Raw genomic sequence first — 23902 nt, 5'->3', positions numbered from 1 at the left:
AAGGCGCGGGCCACGCCATTCATCAATGACCGGCTGGCGGAGCAGCGCCGGCAACTCGCCGGCGAACGCCACTCCCCGGTCTCTGAACGGCTCTCGCGCTTCCTGTTCGAGCCCGTGCAGCCTCAGGGTCCGCCAGACGATTGATCCTGGCATGGTCAGCGCACGTCCGGCTCACCGCTGTCTCCGAGCATGTTGGAGACGGCCACTTCCAGCGGTGGCAAATGATCCTCGATGACCGACTGAACGGTCTGGGGGGCGATGTCCCCTAGATAATTGTGAACCAGAACGTTGCGAAAGCCGCTGATTTGCCGCCAGGGAATGTCGGGGTATTGCGTTTTGATATCGTCGGGAAGCCGTTGTGTCGCCTCGGACAATGTCTGGAGATTGCGCAAGGCGGCGTCGAATAGCACTTCGTCCCGCCGAATATCGTCACGTGCGCGTATTCGCTCCAGTTTGCCGATGGTGTCCAGAATATGCCGGGCATAAAGCGACCAGTCCTAGGTCCTGCCTTGGCTCATATCTCTCTGGCCTCCGACAAGACCCGGCTGCGCAGGTGCCGATTCAATTCATGCTCGGGAATCAAATCGACCCGATGCCCGGTGATCTCTTCCAGGCGTTCGGCTAAGGGGAGCCACTGAGTGAACAGGTCGTAACCGGGCTCGAACTCGACCAGAAAGTCCACATCGCTATCGGGACCTTCTTCCCCTCGGGCCACCGAGCCGAACACCCGAATCCGACGTGCACCATAGCGGCGTGCGAGCGCTTCGATGGTATCTCGTTGTCGATGCAGTTCATCCAGCAGCATGTGAATGGCTCCCGACGGAATGCACTTTTGGCCAATGTATCGCATGTTCGGGGATGCCGGATTAATCGAGCCGTGACGCATGCCTTGGAGGGCGTTCCACCGATGCCGGGCAATACGTCGAATGACGTAGTCGCGGTGGTGCTTTCACCAATAGTGGCGTCGTCTGCGTTTGTCGATAGTGGGATGGGTGGGAAGGCGCTGCCGTCGTGCCGGTGGCTCGACCACGCCGCTTTCCATCGGATCAACGCAGCCCAAGGAACCCAGACCATGGCCGACACCATCATCAAGATCGATCTGAGCAGCTCGCCCTACGAAAACGAGCAGGTCCACAACCGCTGGCACCCGGACATTCCCATGGCGGCGATGGTCAAGCCCGGTGACGATTTCATCGTCGAGTGCCACGACTGGACCGGCGGTCAGATCCACAATGACGACAGCGCCGCCGATGTGCGCGACGTGGATCTCACCCAGGTGCACTTCCTCTCCGGCCCGGTGGGGGTGGAGGGCGCAGAGCCCGGCGACCTGCTGGTGGTGGACATCCTCGACATCGGTACCTTCGAGGAGAGCCAGTGGGGCTTCAACGGCTTCTTCTCCAAACGAAACGGTGGCGGTTTTCTCACCGAGCACTTCCCCGAGGCGCAGAAGTCGATCTGGGAATTCAACGGCATGTTCACCAAGTCACGGCATATTCCCGGGGTCGAGTTCGCCGGGATGATCCATCCGGGGCTGATCGGTTGCCTGCCCTCCCAGGCGATGCTCGAGGAGTGGAACCTGCGCGAGAAGGCGCTTTACGACAGCGAGCCCGAGCGGGTGCCCGCGCTCGCCACCTTGCCCTACGCTGGTACCGCGCACATGGGCAAGCTCAGCGGTGAAGCCAAGGCGCGCGCCGCAGCCGAGGGTGCGCGCACCGTGCCGCCCCGCGAGCACGGCGGCAACTGCGATATCAAGGATCTGTCGCGGGGGGCCAAGATCTACTTCCCGGTCTACGTGAAGGGCGCGGGGCTCTCGGTGGGCGATCTGCACTTCAGCCAGGGCGATGGCGAGATCACCTTCTGCGGTGCCATCGAGATGGCCGGCTGGATCCACCTGCGCGTCAACCTGATCAAGGATGGCATGGCCAAGTACGCGATCAAGAATCCGATCTTCAAGCCGAGCCCGATCACGCCCAAGTACGACGACTATCTGATCTTCGAAGGCATCTCGGTGGACGAGCAGGGCGAGCAGCACTACCTGGACGTGCACGTGGCCTATCGCCAGGCGGTGCTCAACGCCATCGAGTACCTCAAGAAGTTCGGCTACAGCGGGGCGCAGGCCTATTCTCTGCTCGGCTGCGCGCCGGTGCAGGGGCACATCAGCGGAGTCGTGGACATCCCCAACGCCTGCGCCACCCTATGGCTGCCCACCGACATCTTCGAATTCGACGTCAAACCCAATGCCGATGGTCCCGAACCGATGGTCCAGGCAGGCGTGGACCTGCCGTTGGCCAAGGACGAATGAGGAGAACGCCATGCCGCTATATGACTACAAGTGCGTGGACCACGGCCTGTTCCACGCGCTAGTGCCGGTGAGCGCCTCGGGCGAGCGTCATCCCTGCCCCGGCTGCGGGCTGGCGTCGCCCCGAGTGATCCTGCTCGCCCCCAGCGTGCTGGCGATGGCGCCGGAAAAGCGCCGGGCAATCGCGCGCAACGAGCGGGCCGCGCATGAGCCGCGCTCCGGCAGCCAGCACTCGGAGCGGGAACAAGGGTGCTGTCACCACGCAAGGCGCAAGCCCAACGTGTTCTATACCGCGCAGGGCGAGAAGCTGTTTCCCTCCGCCCGACCTTGGATGATCAGTCACTGACGCTTTTGGACCACTGAACGCCGGGCCGCGTGCGGCTTGCGCTCATCGTGCGGCTTCGGCGGCTTCTGCGTCTTCGGTGCGCTGGGCCGAGGGGGCTTGGTCCGCCTCCTCGAGCATCCGCGCGACCTCAGCGCCTACCCGGGCGACGGCTGCTTCCACCTGGGGGTCGAAGGTGGCGTAGTTGATCCGGAGGCAGTTGCGGTGCTTGCCCACCGCGGAGAACATCGGGCCCGGTGCGATGCGCACATTCTGCTCGGCGAGGCGCTGGTTCAGCGCGATGCTGTCGAGCTCGGGGGCGCACTCGAGCCAGAGCAGAAAGCCCCCCTGCGGGCGGCTGGCGTAGGTGGAGGCGGGGAAATGGGCGGCGACCGCATCGAGCATCGCGTCGCGGTTGCGCAGGTACTGCGCGCGGATGCGCCGCAGATGAGGGTCGTAGTGGCCTTCCTCGATGAAATCGGCCAGTGCCAGCTGGGCGTGGGTCGCGGTCGAGCCGGTGCCGACGTACTTCATGTGCATCGCGCGCTCGAAGTGTCGTCCGGGGGCGATCCAGCCGATCCGCAGGCCCGGCGCCAGGGTCTTGGAGAACGAACCGCACAGCAGCACCCGGCCATCGGTATCCAGCGACTTGATCGTCGGCTGGCGCGGAAAGGCATATTCGAGATCACCGTAGACGTCGTCCTCGATGATCATCACATCGAAGCGCTGGGCGAGGGCGTACAGCGCGCGCCTGTGCTCCAGCGGCATGCCGTAGCCGAGTGGGTTGTTGCAGCTCGGGGTGACCTGGATCGCCCGGATCGGCCACTGCTCGAGCGCCAGTTCCAAGGCGTCGAGGCTGATGCCGCGCGAAGGGTCGGTCGGTATCTCCATTACCTTCATGCCATAGGAGCGGATCGCCTGCAGCGAGCCATAGAAGCTCGGCGAGTCGACCGCGATGATCGCGCCGGGTTCACCCACGGCGCGCATCGCGATCGAGATCGCTTCGTGGCAGCCGGTGGTGATCACCAGGTCGTCCGGGTGCAGGTGGCTCTCCGCACCGAGCGCCAGCCGTGCGATCTGCTCGCGTAGCGGGCGCTGTCCCTGCAGCGAGTCGTAGTTGAGCGTGACCAGGCTCTGGCGCCGGGCGTGGCGGCTCAATGCCCGCAGCAGCGGACGCAGGGTCGGGGCATCGATGTCGGGCATGCCTCGACCAAGATAGAAGGTCTTCGAGTTGGGCAGCAGGCAGGTGCCTTCGCGCACCTGATCCCACTGCGAGACTTCGACTGGGCGCTGCATCGCGCGGCCGATCGAAGGCGGCGGTGGGCGTTCGCGGCGCGGGCGAACGAAGTGCCCGGAGCGCGGCCGTGCCTCGATCAGCCCGCCGGATTCGAGCAGCTGGTAGGCGTGCTGGACTGTGGAGATGCTGACCCGGTGGGCCTCTACCAGGTCGCGGACCGAGGGCAGCCGTTCCCCGGCCTGGTAGTAGCCCTCTTCGATACGGCTGCGCAGTTCGCAGGCAAGGCGTTCGTAGCGATTCATTGGCGCATCTCGACGGAGTGTGGGGGCGGCGATGGTGCGGGCGTCGTCGATCCCATTCTGTATCCATCCAACCCCGCTTGTAACGGTACAGATGCCGCTTTCACTCAGCATACAGAAGCCGTGCGAGGGCATCTGTATGGTGAAAAAAGCACTTTTTTGGCGCTGTGTTGGTTGAAGCCTTCTCTCTAGGCTGGACGCATCCCTTTCCGTCCACGGACGCACTGTCCACGGAGGCTGCCATGAATGCGCCCCTGCACTCCCCGAACCTGCCCTCGACCCCGCGCGCCCGGCTGATCGCGCTGCTAAAGCGTTGGCTGCGGCGCTCGACCACCCGCGCTCAGCTCGCCGCGCTCAGCCCAGAGCAGCTGCGTGATATCGGCATTACCCATGGTGAGGCGCTGCGCGAAGCGAGACTGCCATTCTGGCTTGCTGGCGAGATGCAGCAAACGCCCGAGTGGTGGGAGTGCCCGCCGGTCAAGCGCGGCGGCTTGAGCGAGCTGGAGAGCCGGCGGTGAGCCCGTCGAACTCCGGCCCGGCGCATGCCCGATGGCAACGCGCGGAGTATCGGGTCGACTGTGACCCGGCGGCGCTTGACCTTGCCCTGATCCATCGCTTCTTGAGCGAGCACAGCTACTGGGCACGCGGTATCCCTCGGGCGCTGGTGGAGCGCGCGCTGGCCAATTCGCTGTGCTTCGGGCTGTTCGACGAGCACCGCCAGCTCGGCTTCGCGCGGGTGATCAGCGATTGCGCCACGTTCGCCTGGCTGGCCGATGTCTTCGTCGTCGACCAGGCTCGTGGGCGCGGGCTCGGCAAATGGCTGGTCGAGTGTGTGCTCGCCCATCCGCAGCTCCAAGCCCTGCGCCGCTTCATGCTGGTGACCCGTGATGCCCATGGGCTGTATGCCGGCCACGGCTTCAGCGTGCCGGAAGTCCCCGCCAACCTGATGGCGATCGTCAAAACCGATCTCTACTCAGCCAGCGAGGATGGGATGCGATGAAGTACCACTACGCGCTGCTCGACGTGTTCACCGCAACGCCGTTCACCGGCAACCCGCTGGCGGTGTTCAGCGAAGCCGGCGGGCTCGCGCTATGAACCAATCCGTCGGCGTTCAATCGACCCGCTGGCGAGACAGCGTGTTGGCGAACTGCTGCTCGGCATTCTCGATGCCGTGATCACCGGCGATGTAGGCGGGGTCGAAGTCATCGGTCAGCAGCGCCTCGAAGCGCTCGGCGTCGAACGCCTCGATCCTGCGCGCCTCTTCTTCGCTGATCACCCTTTTGCTGGTCCCATCACGCAGCTGCTCGATCAGCGTAGCGCCCGCCACTTCGCCCTTGGCCACCGCCTTGAGCAACCGCTCGTAGGCCGGCTCGATCTCCAGGCACAGCGCGAAGGCGCGCTCGAGCTGGATGGCCGGATCGTCCTCGCGCTTGGAGCGGAAGGTCAGCCAGGTGAGGCGCTCGCGGAACTCGCTGCGCTCGATCGACAGGGCGGCGAGCCTGCCGCCGAGGCGGTCGGAGGGCGGCTGGTAGGGGTTGCCGCGCGGGAAGACCAGCAGGCGCAGGAGCGCGGCGAGCGCGCGCGAGGGGTGGTTGCGGATGAAGCCTTCCAGCGCCCCTCCCGCCGTGTGGAGGCAGTGCTGGACCGCCCAATCGAGATGCAGCCGCTCGTCTTCATCCACTTCGCTCGCGCGCTGGCGGGCGTGATAGTGCTTGAGCGCGGCGCTGGCGAGATAGAGCTGGCTGAGTACGTCGCCAAGGCGCGCCGAGAGCTTCTCGCGCCGCTTGAGCTCGCCGCCGAGGCTCGCCATTGCGAGATCGGCGACGACGAACAGCGAGGCCGACAGCCGTTCGATCGCCTGGAAATGACGCGCGGTGGGGCCCTTTAGCGGCGAACGGGCGAGATTTGCACCGAACAGCGCGAAAGTGAAGCTGCGCGCGGCGCGGTTGAGCGCGGTGCCGATATGGGCGCTCAGAAGCCGGTCGAAGCCGGCGAGGTCCTGGTCGGCTGCCGCGCGCATCTCCTCGAGCAGGAACGGATGGCAGCGCATCGCTCCCTGGCCGAAGATCATCAGGCTGCGGGTGAGGATGTTGGCGCCCTCGACGGTGATCGCCACCGGTACCACCTTGTAGCTCAGCCCGATCGGGTTGCGCGGACCGAGCTGCACCGCGCGACCGCTCATCACGTCCATGCCGTCGTTGATCACTTGGCGCATCAGCTCGGTCATATGGTACTTGGCGATGGTGGTCACCACCGAAGGGGTGAGGTGGTCGACCGCCGAAGCGGTCAGTGCGCGCGACGCCTCTAGCAGGTAGGTCTTGCCGGCGATGCGCGCCAGCGCCTCCTGGACGCCTTCGAAGCGGCCGATCGGCAGGCGGAACTGGCGCCGGATGCGGGCGTAGGCGCCGACCGAGCGGTAGGTGCCCTGGCCGGCGGCGGTAGCCAGCGCCGGCAGCGAGATGCCGCGTCCGGCGGACAGGCACTCGACCAGCATTCGCCAGCCCTGGCCGGCCATCGCCACGCCGCCGATCAGATGGTCGAGCGGGACGAACACATCGCGGCCGAGGATCGGCCCATTCATGAAGGCTCCGCTCGGATAGTGGCGCCGGCCGATCGAGACGCCGCGAGTGTTGGCCGGGATCAGCGCGCAGCTGATCCCGTAGTCGCGCTTGTCCGGATCGATCAGCCCGTCGGGGTCGCTCATCCTGAAGGCGAGGCCGATCACCGTGGCTACCGGTGCCAGGGTGATCCAGCGCTTGGAGAAGTTCAGCCGCAGACCGAGCACCCGCTCTCCCTCATGGTCGCCATGGCAGACCACCCCGGTGTCGGGCAGTGCGGTGGCATCCGAGCCGACCTCGGGCCCGGTGAGGCCGAAGCAGGGGATTTCGCGGCCCGAGACCAGCCCTGGCAGCCATTTCTCCTTCTGTGCCTCGGTGCCGTACTTGAGCAGCAGCTCACCCGGACCGAGCGAGTTGGGCACCATCACCGTGACCGCCAGCGATACCGATCGGGTGGCGAGCTTGGTCACCACCGCCGACTGGGCATAGGCCGAGAAGCCGAGACCGCCGTGCGCTTCGTCGATCAGCATGGCGAAGAAGCGGTTGTCGCGCAGGTAGCGCCACACCTCCTCGGGCAGGTCCTTGAGCTCGAAATCGGCCTGCCAGTCGTTGGTCATTTCGCAGACCGTCTCCACCTCTTCATTGAGGAAGCGCCGTTCCCGCTCGCTGAGCTCGGTGTAATCGAACTCGAGCAGCCTGCGCCATTCGGGACGACCGGAGAACAGCTCGGCCTCCCACCAGGGCTCGCCAGCCTCGATCGCTTCGCGCTCGGTGGCCGACATCGGCGGCAGCGTCTCGTTCATGTAGCGCATCATCGGCGCGCTCAGCCATCGCATCCGCACCGCTGGGATGGCGCACGCGGCCAGCGCCAGCAGGACCAGCAGGCCGAGCACTGCGAGCCAGGGGGCGAGGGCGCCGAATGCGAGCAGCAAGACCCAGAGCGCGGCCCAGGCGCCGATCGATTGGATCAGTGGGATGGCGAAGAACGCCAGTGCCCAGCCGAGGGCAACGAAAGCGACCAAGGCGATGAGAGTGATCATATGACGCTCCCCGATGATCAAAGAGACGATGGATGAAGAGCGCGCTCAGAGGGCCTCGAAGATCCCGGCCGCGCCCATGCCGGTGCCGATGCACATCGTCACCATGCCGTACTTCTGGCCGCGCTCACGCAGACCGTGGAGCAGCATCGCGGTGCGGATCGCCCCGGTGGCGCCGAGCGGATGGCCGAGCGCGATCGCACCGCCCAGCGGATTGACCTTGGCGGGGTCGAGGGTGAGCTCCTGGATCACCGCCAGCGCCTGGGCGGCGAAGGCCTCGTTGAGTTCGATCCAATCGAGCCGGTCCAGCGCGATCCCGGCCTGTTCCAGCGCCTTGGGTACCGCCGCCACCGGGCCGATCCCCATCACTTCGGGCGCCACGCCCGCGACGGCGAAGCCTTTGAACCGGGCGAGCGGGCTGAGATCGAACTCACGTACCGCCTGGGACGAAGCGAGCAGCAGCGCGGCGGCGCCATCGGAAGTCTGTGACGAGTTGCCCGCGGTCACCGTGCCGTCGCGGGAGAATGCGGGGCGCAGCTTCGCCAGTGCCTCGAGACTGGTGTCCGCGCGGGGGCCTTCGTCGGCGTCGACCAGACGCCGGCGCAGCGCCACCGCGCCGGTGGCTGGATCGGGATGACGTTCGGTGACCTCGAACGGCAGTGCCGAGCGCATCAGCTCGCCACTGGCCTGCGCGGCGAGCGCCTTCTGGTGGGAGGCGAAGGCGAAGGCATCTTGCGCCTCGCGCGGCACTTGCCAGCGGCGCGCCACCCGCTCGGCGGTGAGTCCCATGCCGAAGGCGACCCCGACCTCGTCACCCTGCATGCCGTCTTCGAACAGCCGCGGATTGAATGCCGGGCGGTGGCCCATCATCGGCACCTGGGACATGCTCTCGACCCCGCCGGCGAGCATCAGCTGCGCCTCACCGAGGCGGATGCGCGCGGCGGCGGTGGCGATCGCCTGCAGGCCCGAGGCGCAGAAGCGATTGACGGTCTGGCCGGCGATGCTCTGCGGCAGCCCCGCCAGCAGCACGCTGATGCGCGCCACGTTCATCCCCTGCGAGCTCTCCGGCATCGCGCAGCCGATCACGCAGTCGTCGATCCTGGCCGGATCGAGCTTGGGCGCCTGGGCCAGCGCCCCGCGCAGGCAGTGGGCGAGCAGGTCATCGGGGCGCACATGGCGAAAGGCACCGCGCGGTGCTTTGGTGACCGGGCTGCGGCAGGCGGCGACGACGTAGACGTCTTGGATCGATGTGGTCATGGCGGTTCTCTTTTCTCGTTGCCTGGTCGCTTACGCTTTCGCTCAGTTGCGCAGCGGTTTGCCGGTCTTCAGGGTGTGCTGGATGCGGGCCTGGGTCTTCTCACTCATCGCGAGCTGGACGAAGTGCTCGCGCTCGAGACCGAGCAGCCATGCCTCGTCGACCCGCTCATCGGCGTCGACCTCGCCGCCGCAGAGCACGACCGCGATCCGGTGGGCGATCTCGGCGTCGTGCTCGGAGATCGAGCGACCCTCGAGCAGGTTGATGATCTGGGCATCGAAGTTGGCGATCGCGGGGCGCCCGGCGACGCGGATCGTTCGCGCCGGCAAGGGTGGGCGGTAGCCCGCCTCGAACAGCGCCCGGGCCTGGTGGCGGGCGACATGGAGCAGTTCGAACGGGTTCATCACCACGACGTCCGCGTCGCGCAGCAGCCCCGCGCCTTGGGCTTCGCGCGCGGAGCCCGCTGGCAGGGCGCGCGCCACCCGCTCGAAACGAGGTGCCAGGGCAGTGAACAGATCGCCCTTGTCACCCTGGGCGTTGGCTGCGCGCAGCGCGAACTCCTTGAGCCCTCCGCCGGCGGGCAGCAGGCCCACGCCGGCCTCGACCAGGCCGACGTAGCTCTCGAGCTCGGCCACCGTACGCGCGCAGTGCATCTGCAGCTCGCAGCCGCCGCCCAGCGTCATGCCCTGGATGGCCGCGATCACCGGCACCATCGAGTACTTGAGGGTCTGGCTGGTGCGTTGGAATTCGGCGACCAGCAGAGAAAAGGCGTCCCGCTCGCCACCGGCGAGCATCGCCATCGCACCTTTGAGATCGGCGCCGTAGGAGAAGGGCGCTTCAGGGTGCCAGAGCACCAGCGCGTCGAAATCGCGCTCGGCGATCGCCACCGATTCGCGTACGCCGGCGAGTACGTCCGCGGAGATCACGTGCCCCTTGGTGGTGAAGCTCGCCACCAGGACGCCGTCGCCGTCGTGCCAGGCTCGCAGGCCGGCGTTCTCGAACACCGTCTCGCCCGGCGCGAGCGGATCGTCGAGCAGGCGCTCCGGGGCCCGCTGGCGGGTGTAGACCGGAAGCTCGCCGCGGTGTTCGAACCGGCCGGTGGCGGGGGCATAGCCGCTGCCCGCGCGGTAGACGCCGTCGACCTCGGTGACCCAAGCAGGCAGCGGGGCGTCGCTCATCGTCTTGCCCTGCGCGATCTCCTCCTCGATCCAGCCGGCGACGCGTTTCCAGCCCGCCGCCTGCCAGCTTTCGAACGGCCCTCGCTTCCAGCCGTAGCCCCAGCGCAGGGCGAGGTCTAGATCGAAGGCATGATCGGCGATCTGCTCCAGCTGTGCCGCACAGTAGTGGAACAGGTCCCGCAGACTGCTCCATACCAGCTGGGCCTGGGGATGATGGCTCGCACGCAAGGCCTCGAGCCGCTCACCCGGCTCCTCGAGCGCGAGCAGCGCTGCGACCTCGGGGGCGACGGTCGCCCTGGCCGGGCCGTATTCGAACGTGTCCGGGTCGAGCACCTCTATTTGGCCTGCGCGCTTGCGATAGCAGCCGGCGCCGTTTTTTTGCCCCAGTGCGCCTCGCTCGATCAGCCGTTCGGCCCAGGCAGGGGTGGAGAAGTGGCGATGCCAAGGGTCATCGGGCAGGCCGTTACGCATCGTCGCGATCACATGGGCGATGGTGTCGAGGCCGACCACATCCAGGGTGCGATAGGTCGCAGACCTAGGACGTCCCAGCGCTGGGCCCGTGAGCGCATCCACCTCGTCGAAGCCGAGCCCCAAGCGCTGTGCGTGGTGGACGATCGAGAGCATCGAGAACACGCCGATGCGATTGCCGATGAAGTTGGGCGTGTCCTTGGCACGTACCACGCCTTTGCCGAGGGCGCTGACCAAAAAGCTCTCGAGCCGGTCGAGCAGCGCAGGGTCGCTTTCGCTACAAGGGATCAGCTCGACCAGAGTCATGTAGCGCGGTGGATTGAAGAAATGCATGGCGCAAAAGCGCGCGCGCAGCCCGGCAGGCAGGGTGGCGGCCATCGCCGCGATCGAAAGGCCTGAAGTGTTGGAGGCGAGCATCGCCCGCTCGTTGAGATACGGTGCGATACGCTCGAAGAGCGCGCGCTTGAGCTCGAGCCGCTCGGCGATCGCTTCGATCACCAGGTCGCATTCCACCAGGGCCTCGATGTCGTCATCGTAGTCGGCCGGCGTGATCGCACCGGCCAGCCTTGGCTCGGCCAGCGGGCTGGGCGAGAGCTTGGCCAGGCGCGCGATCGCCTCTCGCGCGATCGCGCGTTCGTCCCCGCCTTCGGCCGGCAGGTCGAAGAGCAGGGTCTCGATCCCTGCGTTGGTCAGCTGCGCGGCGATCTGGGCGCCCATCACGCCGGCACCGAGCACCGCGGCTTTGCGAATCTCTAGTCTGGCAGGCATGGATAGCTTCCTTCTGTCGAACGACACCGATCCGGGCGTCGGTTTCAAACGTTCGTTTGAAACTATCGCTTCAATGTCACCTTGGGTAGTCGCCTAAAGGATGAGGTGGCGTGCCGAATGAGCGGCTTTTGCGCCGAAAACTGCGGATAAAGGCAATGAAACCGAGACTCGGTCGATGAGTTGGTTAGACTGGGGTTGGTACGAAAGGATGAGGGAAGCGCTTCGTTCCGGACTGGGAGCAGCGCTTTTGGAATGGATAGCGGTGCAGGTACCGCAGTACGTGTTCTGGCATTCCGATGGAGTACGGAGGCTGAAAGTGGCCGATGCGTCGCAGTTTTGCCGTGAGGCGTTGACAGGCGATCTCGAGGAGTCGACCCAGAGGCGTCTCGACATGCTGGTCCCGCCGGTGGCGGAGGTGGATGGGCAGGCATTTCGCCGCGTCGTCGCGGTGTCCCGTTTCGTTTTCGAGGCGCTCGAGCGCGATTCGACGCTGCTTGCGCGTCTCGCCGCGCGCGATGAGCTGCGCCAGGCACCGCCCGTGGCCCGGCTTGCCGCCACGCTGGCCGAGGCCTGCGCAGGCTGTGGCGACGAGGAGGCACTGGGCGCTGCGCTGCGCGGCCTGCGCCGCGAGTGGATGGTCGGCATCGTCTGGCGGGATCTCTGCCGCGACACCAGCACGGTGGAAAGCGCTTGGGACACCGCGCGTGCGGTAAGCGAGCTCGCTGAAGCGATGCTCGAGGCGGCGCTCGGCTGGCTCGAGGCTCACTTCGCCCCACGTTGGGGGCGCCCGGCACCGCTTGCCGACGCTACCCCTTCGCGACTGGTAGTGCTGGGGATGGGCAAGTTCGGCGCCGGCGAACTCAATCTCTCCTCCGACATCGACCTGATCTTCGCCTATCCATGCGAGGGCGAGACCAGCGGGGGCCGGCGCTCGCTTTCCCATCTCGAGTACTTCACCAAGCTCGGCCAGAAGCTGATTCGTGCGCTGGACGCGCCAAGCGCGGAAGGTTTCGTGTTCCGAGTCGACATGCGGCTGCGTCCGCTCGGGGAGGGCGGGCCGTTGGTCGGCAGCTTCGCCGCGCTGGATCGCTACTATCAGGACCAAGGGCGGGAGTGGGAGCGCTTCGCGCTGCTCAAGGCGAGGCCGGTGGCGGGGGACAAAGACGCTGGTCGCGAGCTGCTCGAAAGGCTCAAGCCCTTCGTCTACCGGCGCTACGTCGATTTCGGTGCGATCGAGTCGCTGCGCGAGATGAAGGCGATGATCAACCGCGAAGTACGCCGCCGCGGGCTCGCCGACAACATCAAGCTCGGTGCGGGAGGGATCCGCGAGGTCGAGTTCGTGGTCCAGGTGTTCCAGCTGATCCGGGGCGGACGCGACACCGAGTTGCAGACGCCGTCGCTGGCACGCGCCCTGCGCTGCCTGGCGCGACTCGAGCTGCTCCCCGCCCGGGTGGTCGAGGAGCTGGAGGCGGATTATCTGCTGCTGCGCGACCTGGAGCACGTACTCCAGGCGCTCGAGGATCGCCAGACCCAGGACTTGCCTGCGAGTTCGCTCGACCGTGAGCGAGTGGCCTTTGCGCTGGGCCGCGCTGGCTGGGGCGAGCTCGAATCGGAGCTCGTCGCGGTGCGTCGTCGCGTCCATGGCCATTTCGAGGCGGTGATCAGCGTGCCGCAGGAGCGTGCGCCGAGCGGCGACGAGCAGGCGCTCGCTGAGTGGCGGGCGCTGTGGGAGGCATCGCTGGATCGCGAAGAGGGCGAGGCGCTGCTCGTCTCACGCGGTTTCGCCGACCCTTCCCGGGTGCTCGCCCGGATCGAGGCGCTGCGCCGTTCGAAGGCGGTGAAGGGGATGCAGCGCATCGGCCTCGAGCGTCTCGATGCCCTGATGCCTATGCTGCTGGAGGCGGTCGCCGGCGAGCATCCCGATGGCGGCGAGCAGGCGGTGGAGCGCTCACCGGGTCTTCGCCGGCACTATTTCGACCAGCCGCCGGACATCGCGCTCGAGCGAGTGCTCGGGCTGATCGAGTCGGTGCTGAGGCGCACTGCCTATCTATCGCTTTTGCGCGAAAGCGAGGCGGCCCGGGTCCATCTGGTCCGGCTCTGCGCGGCGAGCCCCTGGATCGCCGAGCAGCTCACCCGTCATCCGGTGCTGCTCGATGAGCTGCTCACCCCGGCGACGCTCTATTCTCCCGCCGATCGCGAGCGCCTGCGCGCCGAGCTCGACCAGACCCTGGCGCGGATACCCGAGGACGACGATGAGGCTCAGCTCGAGGCCCTACGGGTGTTCAAGCACGCCCAGGTGCTCTCGGTCGCCGCATCCGACCTCGCCGGTGCGCGTACGCTGATGAACGTCAGCGACTATCTCACCTTTATCGCCGAGGTCGTGCTCGAGCGCGTGTTGGCGATGGCCTGGCGGGGGTTGGTGGCCCGCTACGGCGAACCCCAGGGCGGAGAGTCCTCGTGCGAGGAGGGACGCGCCGGTTTCATCATCGTCGGCTATGGCAAGCTGGGGGGCATCGAGCTCGGCTATGGTTCGGATCTCGACCTGGTCTTCATCCACGATGCCGCTCCCCAGGGCACGACCAGCGGGCCCCGGGCGATCGACAACGGGGTGTTCTTCACCCGGCTCGGCCAGCGGATCATCCATTTGCTCACCGCGGTGACCGCCAACGGCATGCTGTTCGACGTCGACATGCGGCTTCGTCCCTCGGGCAATGCCGGGCTGCTGGTCAGCTCGCTCGAGGCGTTCGCCGACTATCAGCATCGCCATGCCTGGACCTGGGAGCACCAGGCGCTGGTGCGGGCCAGGGCGGTGGCTGGCAGTACACTGTTGAGGCAGCGGTTCGAATCGCTGCGCCGTGAAGTGCTCGGCAAGCCGCGTGACCGGGAGCGGCTGCGCGAGGACGTGGTCACGATGCGCGCCAAGATGCGCGAACACCTCGGCAGCGGTGGACGTGACCCTGAGCGCTTCGACCTCAAGCACGATCCCGGTGGCCTGGTCGACATCGAGTTTCTCGACCAGTTCGCGGTGCTGGCACTCGGCGCCGAGGTGCCGGCGCTGCTCGATTACAGTGACAACGTGCGAATTCTCGAAACCTTGGAGATATCGCGTCAACTGCCGATAGAACACGCCGGGGCGCTGAGAAACGCCTATCTTGCCTACCGGGATATCGGTCATCTCAACGCGCTGGCCAAGCGCGATTCGATGGTGTCGGTGAGTGAGTTCAGCGCCCATAGACAGGCGGTGATCGAGTGTTGGCGTGCTTGGATGGAGCCAAAATAACCATGAAATCGCTACCAGCCTCCCGCGACGCCGTAGGCAAGCTTCCCCAGCGTGTGCTGGTGATCGATGACCATCCTGCGATTCGGATGGGCTATCGTGGCGTGCTCGCTGGGCTCGGCTTCGAGGTGGAGGAAGCAGGGGATGGCGGAGAAGGACTGCGGCTGTGTCGTGAGCACCATTATCATCTCGTGCTGCTCGATCTCGACATTCCGGGGCTCGGCGGGATGGAGTTCATCCGTCGCTTGCGCTATCGCGACGATCGAACGCCGATCCTGGTGATCTCGGGGATGAGCGCGGACGTCTATGGTCCACGCGTGGCCCGGATGGGCGCCCAGGGTTTTCTCTCCAAGCGGGAGTCGCTGCTTGGCCTGGAGCGGGCGGTATTGCGGGTATTGAATACGATCGTCGTCCAACCGTTCGAGTTCGAAGGCCCGCGCAGCGCTGAAACTCCGATGGACGAAGCATCCGCCGCCGATCTCGGGACCAACGAGGAGGAGCTCGCGGAAGAGCCGCTGGCCCGTCTTACCGATCGCGAAATGATGGTATATACCCTGCTTCGTCAAGGACGACGCAACAAGGACGTCGCTGAGCAGCTGTGCCTCAGTGAGAAGACCGTCAGCACCTACAAGCAGCGGCTGCTTGCCAAGCTGGGTGTCTCCAGCCTGCTCGAGCTCGAAAAACTGCTTCAGAAGTAGCGCTGGATCGGGACGCGCTCGCGCCAGCGGGGAGATGAATGGATGCGACAAACCTTGCGCGATGCTCTGTTCGAAGGGTGGGAAGTCCTGCCGATCGCCCTATTGGTCTTTCGGCGCGATTACGCTGTGGCCTGGGCCAATGCCCATGCCACCGATGTATTGGGTGAGTGCCCTCGATACCTGCCCGTCGCCGACTCGGAGCGGGCGGCGCGGCTGTTCGGTGGCACGGAGAATGCCCAGCAGGTGATCAGTATGATCGAGCAGCTGTTCGAGGACGAATCGCAGCAGCCGCGAATGCTCGAAGAGATGCTCTTCGGTGGCTTCATATCCGGCCCTTGCTGGGTGCTGCGTGCCGGGGAGGATGCCGCCGGCCCGCTCTACCAGCTGATCTGGCGCCCGTTCGACTTCAACGCTGAGCGCAGGTGGACTCCGGGACGAACGGCGCGCCTGGGTGATCCTCTGCTCGCGAACCTCGGCCATGAGCTGCGCACCCAGCTGAGCGCGGTGACCACGAGCCTAGAGCTGCAGCAAACCTTGCTCGAGGATGGGCGCGCCAGCCAGTTGGGAGGGATCGCCCTGACCACCTCCCGGGAGCTGTGCGGGCTGGTCGACGACATGCTCGATGCCTCCAGTGCGGTGGCCGGTCGGCTGCAGCTGCATTATGAGAACTTCGACCTGGTCCAGCTGATGGACGAGCTGAGCGAGCTGTTCGCCGGCCAGATCGAAGCCAAGGGACTGAGCTTCATCGTCGAGATGGGGGATGCCGAGCGTCTCGAGGTGCGCGGTGACCGCCGCAGGCTGCGACAAGTGGTCGCCAACCTGCTCAGCAATGCGCTCAAGTTCACCGAGCGCGGCGAGATAGTTCTGCGCCTGCACGCAGCGTTGAGCAGCGACGGTCGTCGTCAGCTGATTTCGCTCTGCGTCGAGGACTCCGGCATCGGTATCCGGGAAGCCGACCAGGAGCGTTTGTTCCAGCCTTTTTCGCGGCTGGTGGATGGCCAGACGATCGGTACCGGGCTGGGACTGTTCATCAGCCGCAGTCTGGCCGAACTGATGGGCGGACAGCTTTCGCTGACCAGTCGCCACGGCAGTGGCAGCACTTTCCTGCTGCGTATCGCGCTGGAGCACGCGGTGGTCGAGAGCTTCGAACCGCAGGTCTCGACCGCCGCCAGGCCCAGCCTCAATGGCCGACGGGTGCTGGTGGTCGAAGACCACGATGCCACTCGCATGCTGCTGCGCCACTGCCTGGAAAGCTGGGGCGCACTGGCGTACGAGGCTGCCGATGGAGATGCCGCGCGCAGCCTGCTGCGCAAGCATGCCTTCGATGTACTGATCACCGACTTGAACATGCCCCGGTTCAATGGCTTCCAACTGATTCGCCTGCTGCGGCGCTACGAGCGGATGCGGGCATCGAAGCCGCGGATGCTGATCGTGGTGCGAAGCGCCGGAGAAGCGCTGCTCGATAGACGGTTCGAATCGGAGGTGGATGCGGTGATCGGCAAGCATCGGTCCGTCGATGCGCTGGCCGATTGCCTTGCCCACCATCTCGGCAACGACCAGGGCATTACGCTGCCTGGACGCCTGGACGGGGAGCTGCTCCGGGTGCTCGGCGGCGGTAACGAAGGGTTCGTGCGTGAGTTCCTCAATGCGATGCGCGACACCAATCGCGAGGATTTGAGCGCCCTGGTCGATGCCTTCGACGGCGGCGAGCGAGTGACGATCAAGCGACTGGCTCATCGGCTCAAGGGCGGGGCCGAAAGCCTGCGCTTCGCTCCCCTTGCGGATCAAGCCGCGGCTCTGGAGCTTGCGCTGGAGGAGAATGACGACGCGACCTCGATGGGGGCCGACGTGGTTTCGTGCTATCACCGGGTAGTCGAACTCACCCTGCATCTCGAGCGGCTGATCGAGGAACGGTTGGCGAGCGCTGCATCGAGCGCCTACGACAGCGATCCTCTCGTCGAGGAGATACGCCTGGGTATCGAGGAGGGCCATTTCGTGCCGTTCTTCCAGCCCCAGGTGGACGCAAGCGGTAGGGTCTGCGGGGTCGAGGCGCTGGCGCGCTGGCGGCGCTCGGGCAACGAGGTGCTGCGCCCTGTGAGCTTCCTCGGCGCCTGCGCGCGCCAGGGGCTGCTCGAACCGCTGACCCTGGGCCTGCTCGATCAGACGCTGGAAACGATGGCCAAATGCCGCAGTGCGCGGTGGCCAAAGCTCAGAGTCTCCTGCCATTTGCCGCTCGAACTTGCCGACAGCCGCAGTTTCCTCGCTGGGCTCGAGGCCGCGCTCGCCCGTCATCGTTGGCCCGCGCAGGCGCTGGTATGGGAGGTCAAGGGAGAGGAGCTGCTCGCCGGCGGAGCGTCGACGCTGAATCGCCTCGCGCCGCTTCGCGCGCTGGGCTGCTCCCTGTCGATCGATGGTTTCGGCGCCAACGGCTTCGCGGTCGAAGAGCTGCTGCGCTTCGGGCCTGTCGAGCTCAAGCTGATCGGCAGCTTCATCGATGGCATCGCCGATAGCGAGCCGCGCCGCGCGCTGCTCCAGCTGGTGCTGAGGATGGCGCGGGTGGCGCGGCTCAGAGTGGTCGCCGAGGGGCTCGAGCGTGAACAGGATCGCTACTGGCTGAGCAAGCTGGGCGACGATTTGATCATGCAAGGGTATCTGATCGCCCATCCCATGGATGCGGACGAACTGCTCCGCTGGCGAGCAGCCGGCTGACCCGCGCGTCGACCGTCTGACCGCAGTAGAACCGTCCGTATCGACTTCAATGGTGACTGGCGCGGCCGCCCTGGCCGCGCTGGGAAGTGTCTTTCTTCGCTTTTTCCCCTCTGAGTTCGCCCGTTCGCGGCGCATCGCTTCTCTCGTAACGGAATGTAAGAAAATTCTGGTTTTGGACTCCCTGTCTGGTATTTGGGACGTGTCGTCATTATTTTGGCCATGGCTCAAGTCAGAGGACAGGCCGAGGCGTCTAGAACGCTGATCAGCGACACTCACTCCATGATGCCCCACACCTGTGAAGCCTCCTCTCTTGAACGTAACGCCAATGTCTCCCTGAGCGGGGAGGTATTCACCATCAATGAAGTGATCCGGAAGGTAGAACACCATGAACAAGACATTCGCCATGGGGTTGATGACCGCGGCTCTGCTGTCCTCGCCTGGTCTCGTGCTGGCAGCCACCAACGATGTTGGCGGCGGTCGCGTCGACTTCTATGGAGAGGTCACCGACGTATCCTGCACCATCTCGGTCAACGGCCAGGGCAGCGACGCAAGCGTCTATCTGGCACCGGTCTCGGTCGCCGAAGTCTCTACCGCAGGCGCTTTCTACAAAGCGACTCCCTTCACCGTGCGGGTTTCCGACTGCACGGCGGCGGCAAGCGGCATCGATGAAGGCAGCCTCAGCGTCAGCTGGATCGGCGGCAATCTGCTGCAGGGTGCCTCGGGCGATGCCGCGGGCTATCTGGCCAACTCGCTGGGCGCTGATGGCGCGAACATCCAACTGGCGCTTTCCACCGCTACGTCGCTGGACAGCACCACTCGCATCATTCCCGGTGGTGAGCAGGCACAAAGCACCGCTGATACCACCGAAGGCTCCTCGGCACTGTTCACCTATTACGTTGGCTATGTCACCCAGACGCCCGAGGCGGTCACCGCTGGCGGCGTCCAGAGCTACGCGACCTATCAAGTCGAATACAACTAAGCCAACGCCCATGGGCGCATGAATGCGCCCATTTTTTCATGCGCTGGTCATTCGTCGTGATTCGTTCTTGAGGTACGGCCATGAAATGGCTTTATTCATGCGTGCTTTTTTTATTCTGTCAGTATTCCCTGGCGGACAACATCGTTATCAATGGTACCCGCTTCATCTATCCCGGTGATGCTCGGGAAATTACCGTGCAACTGAGCAACAAGGCCGATCGCCCCGCTCTGGCGCAAGTATGGATCGATGATGGCAATGCGGCACTGACCCCTGAGCAGATTTCCGTCCCCTTCGTGATCACCCCGCCGGTGGCGCGGCTGGAAGCGAATGGGGGGCAGACGGTAAGAGTCCACTTCCAGGGCGCTCAGCTGCCCCAGGACCGGGAGTCCGTCTATTGGCTGAACGTACTGGACATCCCGCCCGCGCCCGCCGACAGCGCCGAGGACAACTACGTGCAGCTGGCGATTCGTTCGCGCTTGAAGCTGTTCTATCGTCCGGCCGGCCTGCCCAATCGCACCCAGGCGGTTCAGCAGATGACCTGGAAGGCGGTTCCAGGCGGGGTGCGTATCGACAATCCAACTCCCTTTTACATCACCGTTACCGAGATTTTTCCCGAGGCCGGAGATAAATCTCTTAGTCATGACGCCAATATGATCGCGCCTTTCTCTCAACGAGAGGTTTCTCTCGATTCTCCTCTTTCGGCGGGTCAGAAAATTCGTTTCATGAACATCAATGATTATGGTTCGAGTAATGACTCGATAGCGGTCGTTGAGTAAGAAATCGTCGATTTTCATGCGGGCATGAACGGGATCCAGGCATGGCGGGCATGATCAATTACACGCTCAAGAATATTGTTGCCCGGCTGGGTTTCGTTGTCATGAGCAGGTTTTCATGCAACGTCTGCGCTCCTGGCATCCTGCTATGGCTCGCGATGGCGGGAGTCTGCACCGCCCAGGCGGTGGCCGATACCGGGGGTGAGCCCGGTGCGATCGATCGCGATGAAGGCGATGCGCCAGCGGAAGATTCGAGTGCAACCGCGGCCGTGTTCAATAACGGCTTCCTCTTCGGTGACGCTGGCAAGGCCGATCTTTCTCGCTTTTCCACCACCAATCCGATCCTGGCGGGTCGGTACGAAAGCGATATCTACACCAATAGCGAGTGGAAAGGGCGCTTCACGCTGACCTTTCGCAACGTCGAGGGAGAGCCCCAGGCGACGCTGTGTTTTACCCGGCTGATGTTCGATCAGTTCGGGATCGACACCAGCCTGCTACCAGCGGTGCTGCGTGACGATCCCAACGCCTGCGAGCCGCTATCGAGCTGGATCGACGATCCGAACGCACGGGTGAGCTTCGACCCTTCCTCGCTGCGGCTGGATCTCATCGTTCCCCAGACCTATCTCCGGCGCCAAGCGAGGAACTATGTCTCCCCTTCGTTCTGGAGCGAGGGCATTACCGCAGCCAACGTCGGCTACAACTTCAACGCCTACAATACGCACTATAGCGCCTACCAGGGCGGTGATTTCTCCTCGGCCTACCTAGGCTTGGATATCGGCTTCAGCCATGCCGGATGGCTGTTCAAGCACCAGGGCTCGCTCAACTGGCAGGATGGCAGCGGCTACTCCGGCGGCACGCGCTGGGATAGCAATCGGACCTATCTGCAGCGCGGCATCGCATCGATCAAGTCGCAGATCACCCTGGGCGACGTCAGCACCAATGGGGAGTTCTTCGACAGCACCCGGCTACGCGGGGTCGACCTGCGTACCGACGACAACATGCTGCCCGATGGCATGCGCAACTATGCGCCTGAAATCAGGGGCGTGGCGGAAACCAACGCGCTGGTCACGATCCGCCAGGACGGTAATGTCCTCTATCGGGTGAACGTCACCCCGGGTCCTTTTCTGATCGATGATCTCTATCCCTCCGGTTTCGGTAACGAACTGCAGGTGACGATCTCCGAGGCGGACGGACGCGAGCGTACCTTCGCCATTCCCTATGCCTCGATCACCCAGCTCCTGCGGGTCGGCCATAGCCGCTACGCGCTCTCGGTCGGGCGGGTGGACTACGACTACCTGAGCGACGACTCCGCGCTCTACCAGGCGACCTACCAGCGTGGGTTGACCAACCTGTTCACCGGCTACCTGGGCAATACCGGGTTCGATGGCTACAACTCGGTGCTGCTGGGGACTGGTTGGAACACGCGCTGGGGCGCGATGTCGTTCGACATGACCCATGCGCAGACCGATCTCGCTGGGCGGTCGAGCTATAGCGGCCAGCGCTACCGCTTGAGCTTCAACCGGATGTTCGCGCGCACCAGCACCAACCTGGTGCTGGCCGCCTATCGCTATTCCACCAGCGACTACTTCAGCGTCAACGACGCTCTCTACGCGCATGAGTACGTCCGCCGCGGACGTGACCCGCAGACGATGCGGCGCGAACGCAACGGTTTGACCGCGACCGTGAGCCAGAACCTGCCGGGCGGATGGGGAGGGATCTACTTCAATGCGCGAATCTCGGACTACTGGGGAGAGGCGGGCACCCAGCGGGAGTACCAGATCAACTACAACAACATGCTCGGGGCGCTGTCCTACTCGCTCTCCGCGGGCCGGGTCAACGAGCGCTACGACGACAGCGGCACCCGTTACTACCTGAGCTTTTCCTACCCGCTGGGAACCGGCGGCGGGGCCAGCGCCAACCTGACCGGTGGCTTGGGCTTCGAGGATGCCAGGTACCAGGAGTCTCGCATCGGCATCAACGGTGCCGCCGGAGTGGACCGCAACATCAGCTACACCGCCTCAGTGAGCCAGCAGCGTGGTGGAGACAACGCAGGCTCGTTCGGAGCCACCTATCGCGCTCCCTACTCGACCTTGAACGGCAACTTCAGCCAGAGCCGCAGCTACCGCCAGGCTTCGGTGGGCGCGATGGGTGCCGTGGTGCTGCATCAGGGCGGAGCGACGTTCGCACCGCAAGGCACCGACACGATGGTGCTGGTCGAAGCGCCCGACGCCGAAGGCGCCCTGTTGCCGAGCGCCCCCGGGGCCCGGATCGACGCCAATGGCTATGCGCTGGTGCCCTATGTGCGTCCCTACCGCTTGAACACGATCGAAATCGATCCGCTGGGCACCTCGGCCAATGTCGAACTGCGTAACACGGTGCGCCAGGTCGCCCCCTTCGGCGGCGCGATCACCAAGGTGAGCTTCGCCACCGTCACCGGCCGCTCGATCCTGATTCGTGCGGCTCACGCTGGGACAGCGCCGTTGCCCTTCGGTGCCGAAGTGACCGATGGAGAAGGCCAGAGCGTTGGTGTAGTGGGGCAGGGCAGCACCATCTTCGTGCGCACCGACCTTATGCAAGGGCGGCTGGCCGTGCACCTGGGTGCGGGCGAGAGCGAACGGTGCGAGATCGAGTACGAGGTGCCCGAGGAGCAACGCAAGGGCGATGGCTACGTGATGCTCGAAGGAGTGTGTGAATGAATCGCTTGCTGGGAGTGGTGCGCATGCATCCGCTATCGCTGGCCCTTGGTGGTGCGCTGCTTTGCTTCGGCCTATTGGCCCAGGGGACTGCCCATGCGGCCTGCACCAGGAACGGCACGGTCAGAACCGCGGTAGTGGAGATGAACGTCGGTCGCGTCGTGGTACCGCAGGAGTCCGCCGTGGGCGATGTGCTGGTACGCCGGGAGTTCCCCATCCAGGCGAGCAGCCGAACGGTGGTGAGCTGTACCAGGTGGCAGTCCGATACCGCGGAAGGGGTAGTGGTGATTCCCGGCTTCGTGGCCCTCGGCGACTCGGTCTACCAGACCAACATCCGCGGAATCGGCATCCGGCTCAGCCGGCTGGGCGCTGGTGACAGCGTCGGCGATGTGCGCTATCCCCACTCGCTGCCGATCTCCGGGGGCTTGGGCGGCACCAGCTATACCCTGGCGGGTTCCAGGTTCGTAGTCGAAATCATCAAGACCGAGTCGTCCACCGGCAGTGGGGCGCTGACGTCGGGGACCTACAGTTCCTATCGGCTGAGCAGCAATCGCAACGATCCGATGCTCGAGTCGAGGATTTCCGGCGAGGCGATCACGATCATCTCGCCTACCTGTTCGATCCTTGGTCAGCGCAACCAGACGATCAGCCTGGCCGCCGTACCGCTCTCCGGTTTCAGCGGCGTCGGCAGCACCCAGGGAGAAATGCCGTTCTCGCTCGATATGCGCTGCAACGGCGGCTCTGGGATCTCGGGCACCTTCGCCGACGTCTATGTGAGCTTCGCCGGTAACGCCGCTCCAGGCACCAATGCCTCCCAAGGCGTACTGAGAAACGAAGAGTCCGGTGGCGACGCCGCCTCGGGCATTGGCATCCAGATGCTCGACGACCGCGGCCGTGGCAACACGCCGATCGCGCTGGGCGAGACCTTGAGGCTCGCCAGGCTCAATGCCAACGAGGGCGACAGCCCGGTGGTGATGCAGCTGTTGGCACGCTACTACCAAACCCAGCCCAATGCGCGCGCGGGCAAGGTGCACGCAATCGCCACCTATAACGTCACCTATCAATGAGCGGCGACGCGAGCGGCAAGATCACTCCTCTCACCTGAACTACGCTGGGTCAATTCCTCGCTGCGAAACGCCAGTGGGGAACCCAGCGACCGCGATGACGCACCCTATCGTTTCGCACCGCGCCTTCTAGCGCGGTGCTCGCATTTTCGGCGTACCCGGCGGCAGATCGGCGGCGAGGGATCGCCACGCTTAGCCGCACCGATTGGCTGAAGCCTCGTGCCGGGAATTTTCCTACAGAGCTGGCAAAAATTGTCGATAGTGGAAAATGAGGGCCCGGGCGGCGTC

General features: G+C 65.1%; 18 protein-coding genes. 12 read left to right on the top strand and 6 right to left on the bottom strand.

Annotated features, from left to right (window positions below; translation table 11 throughout):
* Positions 1 to 155: 155 nt before the first annotated feature.
* Positions 156 to 461 carry a HepT-like ribonuclease domain-containing protein gene (locus Q376_RS0100500; protein ID WP_342665947.1) on the bottom strand — a complete coding sequence of 102 codons (306 nt, stop codon included), beginning with the start codon at positions 459 to 461 and terminating at the stop codon, positions 156 to 158.
* Between the two features lie 53 nt (positions 462 to 514).
* Positions 515 to 805 (bottom strand): nucleotidyltransferase family protein, encoded by a 291-nt coding sequence (locus Q376_RS0100495; RefSeq protein WP_027348626.1) that lies wholly within the window; start codon positions 803 to 805, stop codon positions 515 to 517.
* 267 nt (positions 806 to 1072) lie between these two features.
* Here Q376_RS0100495 and fmdA point away from each other — a divergent pair, with 267 nt between their 5' ends.
* Positions 1073 to 2302: a formamidase gene (gene fmdA, locus Q376_RS0100490; protein ID WP_027348625.1), complete on the top strand. Its 1230-nt coding sequence runs from the start codon at positions 1073 to 1075 to the stop codon at positions 2300 to 2302.
* Between the two features lie 10 nt (positions 2303 to 2312).
* On the top strand, positions 2313 to 2645 hold the full coding sequence (locus tag Q376_RS0100485; RefSeq protein ID WP_027348624.1) for a zinc ribbon domain-containing protein: 333 nt from the start codon (positions 2313 to 2315) through the stop codon (positions 2643 to 2645).
* Positions 2646 to 2687: 42 nt separating this feature from the next.
* On the opposite strand, the gene Q376_RS20905 is transcribed toward Q376_RS0100485, so the two are convergent.
* Complete coding sequence (locus tag Q376_RS20905) at positions 2688 to 4160, bottom strand: aminotransferase-like domain-containing protein (protein ID WP_052364803.1); 1473 nt, start codon at positions 4158 to 4160, stop codon at positions 2688 to 2690.
* A 239-nt stretch (positions 4161 to 4399) separates the two neighbouring features.
* On the opposite strand from Q376_RS20905, the gene Q376_RS20900 reads away from it, so the two are divergent.
* The 3 genes from Q376_RS20900 to Q376_RS24620 are packed head-to-tail and all read left to right on the top strand — an operon-like array spanning position 4400 to position 5252.
* Positions 4400 to 4675 (top strand): DUF1127 domain-containing protein, encoded by a 276-nt coding sequence (locus tag Q376_RS20900; RefSeq protein ID WP_052364802.1) that lies wholly within the window; start codon positions 4400 to 4402, stop codon positions 4673 to 4675.
* Positions 4672 to 5157, top strand: a complete 486-nt coding sequence (locus Q376_RS20895) for a GNAT family N-acetyltransferase (protein ID WP_155834067.1) — start codon at positions 4672 to 4674, stop codon at positions 5155 to 5157. Before Q376_RS20900 ends, Q376_RS20895 begins: the two co-directional genes overlap by 4 nt.
* Positions 5154 to 5252 (top strand): PhzF family phenazine biosynthesis protein, encoded by a 99-nt coding sequence (locus tag Q376_RS24620; RefSeq protein WP_245598868.1) that lies wholly within the window; start codon positions 5154 to 5156, stop codon positions 5250 to 5252. Before Q376_RS20895 ends, Q376_RS24620 begins: the two co-directional genes overlap by 4 nt.
* Positions 5253 to 5268: 16 nt before the next feature.
* On the opposite strand, the gene Q376_RS0100460 is transcribed toward Q376_RS24620, so the two are convergent.
* From Q376_RS0100460 to Q376_RS0100450, 3 genes are read right to left on the bottom strand one after another with little or no spacing between them, the layout of a single operon-like run.
* Positions 5269 to 7755: an acyl-CoA dehydrogenase gene (locus Q376_RS0100460; protein ID WP_027348623.1), complete on the bottom strand. Its 2487-nt coding sequence runs from the start codon at positions 7753 to 7755 to the stop codon at positions 5269 to 5271.
* 45 nt (positions 7756 to 7800) lie between these two features.
* Positions 7801 to 9009: an acetyl-CoA C-acyltransferase gene (locus Q376_RS0100455; RefSeq protein WP_027348622.1), complete on the bottom strand. Its 1209-nt coding sequence runs from the start codon at positions 9007 to 9009 to the stop codon at positions 7801 to 7803.
* A gap of 42 nt (positions 9010 to 9051) precedes the next feature.
* A complete protein-coding gene (locus Q376_RS0100450) occupies positions 9052 to 11421 on the bottom strand; it encodes a 3-hydroxyacyl-CoA dehydrogenase/enoyl-CoA hydratase family protein (protein WP_027348621.1) in 2370 nt (789 codons plus the stop codon).
* A gap of 316 nt (positions 11422 to 11737) precedes the next feature.
* On the opposite strand from Q376_RS0100450, the gene glnE reads away from it, so the two are divergent.
* The 7 genes from glnE to Q376_RS0100415 all read left to right on the top strand — a co-directional run bounded on the left by glnE (position 11738) and on the right by Q376_RS0100415 (position 23617).
* A complete protein-coding gene (glnE, locus tag Q376_RS0100445; protein ID WP_043445576.1) occupies positions 11738 to 14701 on the top strand; it encodes a bifunctional [glutamate--ammonia ligase]-adenylyl-L-tyrosine phosphorylase/[glutamate--ammonia-ligase] adenylyltransferase in 2964 nt (987 codons plus the stop codon).
* Positions 14702 to 14703: 2 nt separating this feature from the next.
* Positions 14704 to 15396 carry a response regulator transcription factor gene (locus tag Q376_RS0100440; RefSeq protein WP_052364801.1) on the top strand — a complete coding sequence of 231 codons (693 nt, stop codon included), beginning with the start codon at positions 14704 to 14706 and terminating at the stop codon, positions 15394 to 15396.
* 42 nt (positions 15397 to 15438) lie between these two features.
* Positions 15439 to 18105 (top strand): EAL domain-containing protein, encoded by a 2667-nt coding sequence (locus Q376_RS0100435; protein WP_043445487.1) that lies wholly within the window; start codon positions 15439 to 15441, stop codon positions 18103 to 18105.
* A 385-nt stretch (positions 18106 to 18490) separates the two neighbouring features.
* The gene (locus Q376_RS0100430) at positions 18491 to 19084 is read left to right on the top strand and encodes a fimbrial protein (RefSeq protein ID WP_043445484.1); all 594 of its coding nucleotides are present in this window, start codon (positions 18491 to 18493) and stop codon (positions 19082 to 19084) included.
* An 80-nt stretch (positions 19085 to 19164) separates the two neighbouring features.
* Positions 19165 to 19860 carry a fimbrial biogenesis chaperone gene (locus tag Q376_RS0100425; RefSeq protein ID WP_027348616.1) on the top strand — a complete coding sequence of 232 codons (696 nt, stop codon included), beginning with the start codon at positions 19165 to 19167 and terminating at the stop codon, positions 19858 to 19860.
* A gap of 101 nt (positions 19861 to 19961) precedes the next feature.
* Positions 19962 to 22553 carry a fimbria/pilus outer membrane usher protein gene (locus Q376_RS20890; RefSeq protein ID WP_162177871.1) on the top strand — a complete coding sequence of 864 codons (2592 nt, stop codon included), beginning with the start codon at positions 19962 to 19964 and terminating at the stop codon, positions 22551 to 22553.
* Positions 22550 to 23617, top strand: coding sequence for a fimbrial protein (locus tag Q376_RS0100415; protein WP_052364799.1), 1068 nt, complete (start codon positions 22550 to 22552; stop codon positions 23615 to 23617). The genes Q376_RS20890 and Q376_RS0100415 overlap by 4 nt, the downstream gene beginning before the upstream one ends.
* Positions 23618 to 23902 lie beyond the last annotated feature (285 nt).

Source organism: Halotalea alkalilenta DSM 17697 (assembly GCF_000621205.1).
Taxonomy (GTDB): Bacteria; Pseudomonadota; Gammaproteobacteria; order Pseudomonadales; family Halomonadaceae; genus Halotalea; species Halotalea alkalilenta.
Note: the sequence above shows the minus strand (reverse complement) of the source record. Positions and strands in the feature narration are given on the sequence as shown.